Consider the following 7,881-nt stretch of genomic DNA (forward strand, 5'->3'; position numbering starts at 1 on the left):
CTTATTTCAGGACGGGACAATGTATAAATGAAAAAAGCGAGCATCAAGCTCGCTTTTTTATGGCTTTAAATATTTGCTATTTAAAGCAGACAAGAAAATTTAAACGACGAAACGTTGCGGAGCATCCAGATTCAGCAAGGTGGTATAAATCTGATCTGCATGTTCACAGATAATCAGTTTAGCCCGATGTTGGGGCGGCAAGAAGCCTTCCTGCACCGCAAGATCAAGCTGGGCAATCAGGGGATTATAAAAACCATTGACGTTATACAGCATCATCGGTTTTTGATGCTGGTTCAGCTGACCCCAGGTCGCAATTTCCAGAATTTCTTCAAAGGTTCCCAATCCACCCGGTAAGGCGACAAAGGCACAGGCACGATCTGCCATCATGGCCTTACGCTGATGCATGCTGGTGACGATATGCAGTTCTGTGAGTTGAGGATGGGCAATCTCATAATCCAGCATAAATTCCGGAATCACGCCCACCGCTTCACCACCATGCTGAATCATGGTGTCTGCCACCTGGCCCATCAGACCAATACTGGCGCCGCCATAGACCAGACCAAAACCATGTTCGGCCAGACCTTGTGACAGTTGAATCGCTTTTTCCAGATAAATCGGTTTGTTGCCGGCACGAGAGCCACAATATAAAGCTACTAGCGGGCGTGTTGTTTTTGGGGAGTTATCATTAAAATAATCGGTCATTTCCATTACACTTTGCATTTATTTTTTTCACCTTATCATTTTTTTATCTACTTACTATAACTTAGTTAACAAATATGACAATTCCATGAGCAGACCTCATTTTAGGACAAAATCTTTCATTCAAATTCATCCATAATCCCGGATGAAAACAGGTGAATTTCATGCTGTTCTTGATATACTGAAAGTCTGTCTTACTACAATAGAACTCACATGGGTAGTCGAAGTTGGCGCTTTAATTCAGTAAAACGTCACATTATCAAGTCTTTAATTCAAGTCGGGTATCAACCTGTATCTCATCATGCAAATACTTGCTTTTCTCCTCGGTTAGAGGAGCAGATGCAATGATTTTTGAATGGATGTCAGATCCCTCTGCCTGGATTGGCTTACTCACACTGATTGTTCTTGAAATTGTACTCGGGATCGATAACCTGGTCTTTATTGCAATTCTGGCGGAAAAACTTCCACCCGAACAGCGTAATGCGGCGCGTATTACCGGTCTGGGCTTAGCCCTGTTAATGCGACTGGTGTTACTGGCATCGATTGCTTGGGTCGTAACGCTTACCGAACCGCTATTCCATATCTTTGAGCATCCATTTTCAGGACGCGACCTGATTTTATTATTCGGTGGTGTATTCCTGCTGTTTAAAGGCACCATGGAGTTGCATGAGCGTCTGGAAGCCAAACCTGTGACCAAGGAAGAAAATCCGGTTCAGGCGGTGTTCTGGATGGTGATTGTGCAGATCGTGGTACTGGACGCCGTGTTCTCGCTCGACAGCGTGATTACTGCGGTTGGTATGGTCAAAGATCTGTCTGTGATGATGATCGCCGTGATTATTGCGGTCGGTATCATGTTGTGGGCCTCTAAAGCCCTCATGGATTTCGTCAACAAGCACCCGACAGTAGTGATTCTCTGTCTGGGCTTCCTGATGATGATTGGTTTCTCGCTGGTGGTTGAAGGCTTCGGTTTCCATATTCCAAAAGGCTATCTGTATGCCGCGATTGGTTTCTCTGTGATTGTGGAATTCATTAACCAGACCATGAAACGCAATCAGGAAAAAATGGTCACCACTACTGATATGCGTTACCGTACTGCGTCTGCTGTGATGCGTATGCTGGGCGGTAAACCGGCTCAGGATAATGATTCTTCTGAGCCGGAAGATGTACTGGCGACCCGCGCCTTTGCTGATGAAGTCTTTGATGATGACGAAAGTGGGGTCTACCATAGCGTCATGGTGCAGGGCGTACTTGGCTTGTCAGAACGTCCAGTGAAGTCGGTGATGACACCACGCCCTGAACTGGAATGGATTGATCTGGAAAATGATCATGCCAGTATCAAAGAACAGTTATTGCATATGAGCCATTCACGCCTGATTGTGGCGCGTGGTGAGCTGGACAATATTGCCGGTGTGGTATTGACCCATAAAGTCCTGAATGAATACATCGAAACAGGTATTTTGGACTTCGAAAAACATCTGCGTGAACCAGTGATTGTGCATGAAAATGCTCAGGTCTTAATGGTGATGGATCAGTTGCGTCAGGCACCGCTACAAATGGCACTGGTATTGAATGAATATGGTTCAATTGAAGGGGTGGCGACACCGATTGATGTGCTGGAAGCGATTGCCGGTGAATTCCCGGATGAAGACCAGCTAGAAGCAGCTGTAGAAAGTCTGGAAGATGGCAGCCTGATTCTGGATGGTTCGACCGATATTCGCCACGTGTCACTGCTTCTGGATCGCGATCTGGTCAATGAAACGGAAGAATATTCGACATTGTCGGGTTATATTCTGTTCCATCTGGGGCGCTTGCCAGAAAATGGCGAAAAGCTCGAAGCAGATGATTATATCTTTGAGGTGGTCACTATGGACGGCCACAAGATTGATAAGGTGCATATCATCGCGCCTGCGAACCGGAAAGACTAGTTCAACGCCCGAAGAGTCCAGCTAAAAGTTTGCTAAAATAGCCCGCATTGTCGGGCTATTTTTTATGGAATTGAAATGTCAGAAGCATGTCCATGTGGACGAGGTGAATATGCAAGCTGTTGCCAGCCACTACATCAGGGCCAGCAATTTGCCCAAAGCGCCGAGCAATTAATGCGCTCGCGGTATAGTGCCTTTGCCAAGCATGAAATTGATTATATCCAGCAGACTACCGCCCGCGGACAGCAGCAGGCTTTGGACATGCCAGCCATTGCTGAATGGAGCCGAAGCAATCAATGGCTGAAGCTGGAAATCGTGCAGGCCAATGAAAAACTGGACAAGACCCATGCGCTGGTCGAGTTCAAAGCACATTATCACGATGGCAAGCAGGCCCAGATTCATCATGAAATTTCACATTTTGTGAAGTTCGAGAATCGCTGGTACTTTCTGGATCCAACGACAGATCAACAGCTTACAATGAAACAGCCGTGCATCTGTGGCTCCGGGAAAAAATTTAAGCAATGTTGTGCGCATTTTTTATAATTTTCACATAGATTTAGCTTAGAATAGCCGCCATCTCAAAGCCTCAGGTGGAAGCAGGGCGATGTTACTGACCGTCATCTATATTATTGCAATTACCGCTGAAGCCATGACCGGAGCCTTGTCTGCCGGTCGGCGTAGTATGGACTGGTTTGGGGTTACGATCATTGCCTGTGTTACGGCGCTCGGTGGTGGTTCGGTGCGTGATGTACTGCTTGGCCATTATCCCTTGACTTGGGTCAAACACCCGGAATATTTGGTACTGACCTGTTGTGCAGCCTTTGTCACCATCCTGATTGCCAAATGGATGCGTCATTTACGCAATATCTTCCTGGTACTGGATGCCTTGGGCCTGATTGGCTTTACCATCATTGGCTGCCAGATTGCGCTGGAAATGGGGCATGGTTTTGTAGTCAGTGCGGTCGCCGGGGTTCTGACCGGAGTATCGGGCGGTATTTTACGTGACATTTTATGTAATGATGTGCCTTTAGTCTTCCGCCGTGAACTGTATGCCAGTATTTCCTTTGTTGCAGTCATCTTCTACTGGCTCTGCAGCAATTTTGGTCTGTCACTCGAACTGACCATTATTTCCACCCTGATTTTTGGCTTTAGTTTGCGTTTGATTGCGATCTATTTCGGTCTGGAAATGCCGAAGTTTATCTATAAGGATGATGACGAACAGTCCGCTTCATCCAAAGACGAATCTTGATATGAATTACGGTAACTGCGGGAGGGAAAACTTCCCGCAGGCGTACGTATTCGTAGTATAAAAAAATAAAAAATCAAACCTCCTGTTGGGACAGCAGCATCTCCCGTTTCACCTGATCAGAGATTTTTGTTATGGATTTAGTTTCTCGGATACAGCGCTTGCCGATCGGCAAGTTCCACTACACTCTTTTATGGGTGATTGGTCTTGGCTGGATGTTTGATGCCATGGATACGGGATTGATTTCCTTTATTCTGGCGAAAATGGCTGAAGACTGGCAGATGACCGCTGACCAGAAAAGCTGGGTGGTTTCGATCGGTTTTATCGGTATGGCGATTGGAGCGATTTTCTCAGGTGGACTGGCAGATCGCTGGGGACGTAAAACGGTATTTGCCAGTACGCTGGTGATTTATAGTCTGGCGACTGCTGCCTGTGCCTTTGCGCCGAATCTGACCTGGTTACTGGTATTTCGTTTTATTGTCGGTCTGGGATTAGGGGGGCAGTTGCCGGTTGCGGTGACACTGGTCAGTGAATATATCCCGGCACGGGTACGTGGTCGTTTCATTGTGCTGCTGGAAAGTTTCTGGGGCTTGGGCTGGCTGGTGGCTGCACTGGTGTCACGTTTTGTGATTCCTGATTTTGGCTGGCAAGCTGCATTCATGATTGGCGGGATACCGGCACTGTATGCCATCGTAATCTGGAAACTGGTGCCTGAGTCGGTACCGTATCTGATCAATCGTGGCCGGGTAGATGAAGCACAGGCTCTGGTTAAAAAGATTGAGCGCAAATGCGGCGTCGAAGTCATGGAAATCTTTGAAGTTAAACCCGTGGCTGCCAAGCAGAATATCTCGTTTACCCAGCTCTGGAGCGGTATTTTTGCCCGCCGCACCTTGATGCTGTGGCTGATCTGGTTTGGGATCGTTTTCTCCTACTATGGTATTTTCACCTGGTTACCAAGCCTTCTGGTCAAGGAAGGCTATACCATCGTGCAGTCTTTTGAATATGTCCTGGTTATGATTCTAGCGCAATTGCCAGGTTATATTGCGGCAGCATGGCTAGTCGAAAAACTCGGTCGTAAGGCGACTCTGGCTGGATTTATCGGCATGTGTGCGATTTCAGCCTATTTCTTTGGCCAGTCCGGTAGTGTAACTGAAATTGTGATCTGGGGCTGTCTGATGTCCTTCTTTAATCTGGGAGCATGGGGTGTTCTCTATACTTATACCCCAGAACAGTATCCAACCAATATTCGTGCTTTCGGCTCAGGCTGGGCCGGTGCAATTGGCCGTATTGGCGGGATTGCTGCACCTTTTGCCGTAACCCATTTGATGGGGATGCCAAACGGTTTCAGTTATGTCTTTACCATGTTTACTGTGGTGCTGATTGCAGTGGCTGTGGTCATTTTAGTCCTGGGTGAAGAGACCAAAGGCAAGACGCTAGAATCCATGGGTTTATAAGGTTGGTGATTTTTTAGTTGCTCAGCTGCTATAAAGTGGATATTTTTAGCCCATAAGACACGATTTGTCGCGCTGTGTAGTTTACTGCCCTTGTGCAGCACACAGCCGCGACTTAGCATAAGAAACATTGATACAAAAACGAATTTTAGGATTATAGGTTGTTATGACAAGCCTTGCGCATCATGCGACAGAAAACCGTTCCGTAGCCGAATTTACCGAACAAGCTTATTTAAATTATGCCATGTACGTGATTATGGATCGTGCATTGCCACATATTAGTGACGGTTTGAAACCGGTACAGCGCCGTATTGTCTATGCCATGAGTGAGCTGGGTCTGAAATGGACCAGTAAACCGAAAAAATCGGCGCGTACTGTCGGGGATGTACTGGGTAAATACCATCCACATGGTGACTCGGCCTGTTATGAAGCCATGGTCCTGATGGCACAACCATTCAGTTATCGCTATCCGTTTATTGAAGGACAGGGCAACTGGGGTTCACCTGATGATCCGAAGTCTTTCGCGGCGATGCGTTATACCGAAGCCAAACTGTCGCAATATAGCGAACTGCTTTTATCCGAACTAGGACAAGGCACCTGTGACTGGCAGGATAACTTTGATGGTTCGATGAAAGAACCGATTAACTTGCCGGCACGTGTTCCCAATATCCTGCTAAATGGTACCACCGGAATTGCTGTAGGGATGGCGACCGATATTCCGCCGCACAACTTGCGCGAAGTGGTGAAAGGTACTATCGCTCTGATCCGTAATCCGAACCTGACCGATGCCAAAATGGCAGAATACATTCCGGGACCGGATTTACCGACCAAAGCGGAAATCATTACGCCACCATCAGAGCTGCTTAAAATCCAGACGACAGGTCGTGGCAGCTATCGCATGCGTGCGGTATACACTATTGATAAAAATGAAATTGTGATTACCGAATTGCCATATCAGGTATCCGGTTCAAAAATTATCAGTCAGATCGCGGACCAGATGCAGGCGAAAAAGCTGCCATTGGTCACTGATGTTCGTGATGAATCTGACCATGAAAATCCAACACGTTTAGTGGTGGTATTGCGTTCGAACCGTATTGATGCTGAAGCGGTAATGAGCCATCTGTTCGCGACTACAGATCTGGAATCCAGCTATCGTGTCAATATGAACATGATTGGCGCGGATGGCCGTCCACAGGTGAAATCGATTCGTCGTATTCTGCTGGAATGGATCGAAATCCGTAAAACTACAGTCACTCGCCGTCTGCAATATCATCTGAATAAGATCGAAAAACGCCTGCATATTCTCGGCGGTTTGATCATTGCCTACCTGAATATTGATGAAGTGATTCGGATTATTCGTGAGGAAGATCAGCCTAAACTAGTGTTGATGGAACGTTTTGGTATTGATGAGATTCAGGCCGAAGCCATTTTAGAACTCAAGCTACGTCATCTGGCCAAGCTTGAAGAAATGGAACTGCGCCGCGAACAGGAAGAGCTGGAAGCTAAAGCTGCCGTGATTCGTGAGCAGCTGGCTAATCCTGAGTCTTTAAAAACTTTGATCATCAATGAACTCAAAGAGGATGCAAAGAAATTTGGGGATGATCGCCGTTCTCCAATCGTACAACGTGCCGAAGCCGCTGCAATTGATGAAACTGAAATGCTGCCAGCGGATCCGGTTACAGTGGTATTGTCTGAAGCGGGCTGGATTCGCTGTGCCAAAGGGCATGAAGTGGATGCTGAACATCTGAATTTCCGTGCGGGCGATCAATACCTTAGTCATGCCCAAGGTAAGTCTAATCAACGCGTCTATGTATTAGATGATAGTGGCCGTAGCTATGGCTTGCCAATCAATAGCCTGCCATCGGCACGAGGACTCGGTGAACCGTTGAGTTCAAAACTTTCTCCGGCAAGTGGAGTTGGTTTCAAGCAGGTATTGGTGGCTGAAGATGATGCAGAAATCCTGGCAGTCAGCAGCAAAGGTTATGGATTTAAAACCCAAGCCAAGCAGTTGGATACCAATGCCAAAGCTGGTAAGGCTTTCCTGAATCTATCTGAAGGTGCACAGGTCATGAACCTGCAACCACTGGAAGATGCAACTCATGTTGCACTACTCAGTTCAGCTGGCCGTCTGCTGGTTGTTGATCTGTCGGAATTACCTGTACTTAATAAAGGTAAAGGTAATAAATTGATACAACTTGAAGATAAAGATCAAATTTTATCCATGACAATATTGAAACTTGATGAAATAATTCAAGTGCTTGCAGGACAGCAACAATTAAAACTCAAAGGGGATGACCTGCAAAAATATATTGGGAAACGAGGCTCTAAAGGAACCCTGTTACCACGTGGATATCAAAAAGCAAATAAACTGTTGATTCAAAGATAATACTAGCATCCATGAATCGAAATACGTTATATATGAGTAACGATTCGACAAATGGATGCAATGTTGCACATATACAAGTCTAAAAAATGACGTGCAGCATTGAAAAAAACAGTTGAACTACTAAGGATTATGATTGGAGAGATTGGCATTATGGAAAAGATTTGGTTCGCTGAATAC

General features: G+C 46.3%; 6 protein-coding genes. 5 read left to right on the forward strand and 1 reads right to left on the reverse strand.

The features are described 5' to 3' along the window. Window positions 1-99 precede the first annotated feature (99 nt). Complete coding sequence (locus B4J23_RS08905) at window positions 100-720, reverse strand: TIGR00730 family Rossman fold protein (protein WP_034703864.1); 621 nt, start codon at window positions 718-720, stop codon at window positions 100-102. Window positions 721-1,043: 323 nt separating this feature from the next. Here B4J23_RS08905 and B4J23_RS08910 point away from each other — a divergent pair, with 323 nt between their 5' ends. From B4J23_RS08910 to parC, 5 genes are all read left to right on the forward strand, one after another. Continuing rightward, window positions 1,044-2,624, forward strand: coding sequence for a TerC family protein (locus B4J23_RS08910; RefSeq protein WP_159123942.1), 1,581 nt, complete (start codon window positions 1,044-1,046; stop codon window positions 2,622-2,624). A gap of 75 nt (window positions 2,625-2,699) precedes the next feature. After that, window positions 2,700-3,164, forward strand: a complete 465-nt coding sequence (locus B4J23_RS08915; RefSeq protein WP_180003771.1) for a YchJ family protein — start codon at window positions 2,700-2,702, stop codon at window positions 3,162-3,164. A gap of 61 nt (window positions 3,165-3,225) precedes the next feature. Next, a complete protein-coding gene (locus B4J23_RS08920) occupies window positions 3,226-3,870 on the forward strand; it encodes a trimeric intracellular cation channel family protein (RefSeq protein ID WP_034169794.1) in 645 nt (214 codons plus the stop codon). A 131-nt stretch (window positions 3,871-4,001) separates the two neighbouring features. Further along, window positions 4,002-5,321: an MFS transporter gene (locus B4J23_RS08925; RefSeq protein WP_179992220.1), complete on the forward strand. Its 1,320-nt coding sequence runs from the start codon at window positions 4,002-4,004 to the stop codon at window positions 5,319-5,321. Window positions 5,322-5,484: 163 nt separating this feature from the next. After that, a complete protein-coding gene (parC, locus tag B4J23_RS08930; protein WP_291360073.1) occupies window positions 5,485-7,704 on the forward strand; it encodes a DNA topoisomerase IV subunit A in 2,220 nt (739 codons plus the stop codon). Window positions 7,705-7,881 lie beyond the last annotated feature (177 nt).

It is taken from the genome of Acinetobacter sp. UBA3025 (genome assembly GCF_002367915.1).
Taxonomy (GTDB): domain Bacteria; phylum Pseudomonadota; class Gammaproteobacteria; order Pseudomonadales; family Moraxellaceae; genus Acinetobacter.

Excerpts from the sequence above, each read along its gene's own strand:
- B4J23_RS08905 (WP_034703864.1), bottom strand. The coding sequence starts at position 720 with ATGCAAAGTGTAATGGAAATGACCGATTATTTTAATGATAACTCCCCA.
- B4J23_RS08910 (WP_159123942.1), top strand. The coding sequence starts at position 1,044 with ATGATTTTTGAATGGATGTCAGATCCCTCTGCCTGGATTGGCTTACTC.
- B4J23_RS08915 (WP_180003771.1), top strand. The coding sequence starts at position 2,700 with ATGTCAGAAGCATGTCCATGTGGACGAGGTGAATATGCAAGCTGTTGC.
- B4J23_RS08920 (WP_034169794.1), top strand. The coding sequence starts at position 3,226 with ATGTTACTGACCGTCATCTATATTATTGCAATTACCGCTGAAGCCATG.
- B4J23_RS08925 (WP_179992220.1), top strand. The coding sequence starts at position 4,002 with ATGGATTTAGTTTCTCGGATACAGCGCTTGCCGATCGGCAAGTTCCAC.
- parC (WP_291360073.1), top strand. The coding sequence starts at position 5,485 with ATGACAAGCCTTGCGCATCATGCGACAGAAAACCGTTCCGTAGCCGAA.